Here is a 390-nt window from a genome sequence, read left to right on the forward strand (position 1 = left end):
CCGTCTTGAACCCCGTCCCCTCCGCACCGATCATCCGATCCGCCGGAATCCGCACATCCTCCAAGATCACCTGCCGGGTCGGCGACCCCTTGATCCCCAGCTTGCGCTCCTTGGGCCCGAACGACACCCCCGCATCGCCCTTCTCCACCACGAACGCCGAGATCCCCCGCGCCCCCGCCGACGGATCGGTCACCGCCATCACCGTGTAGTACTCCGACACCCCCGCATTGGTGATCCACATCTTGGCGCCGTTCAGCACCCAGTGGTCCCCGTCACGCACCGCACGGGTCTTCATCCCCGCCGCGTCCGACCCCGCCTCCGCCTCCGACAACGCATAAGAGAACATCGCCTCCCCCCGCGCCACCGGCCCCAGATACCGCTTCTTCAACT

Annotated in this window: 1 protein-coding gene; it reads right to left on the reverse strand. The window is 67.4% G+C overall.

All coding sequences use genetic code 11. The features are described from left to right. The coding region (locus IE99_RS0128580; protein WP_037560284.1) for an acyl-CoA dehydrogenase family protein at positions 1-390 on the reverse strand (390 nt) is incomplete at both ends.

It is taken from the genome of Spirillospora albida, from assembly GCF_000718255.1.
Classification (GTDB): Bacteria; Actinomycetota; Actinomycetes; order Streptosporangiales; family Streptosporangiaceae; genus Spirillospora; species Spirillospora albida.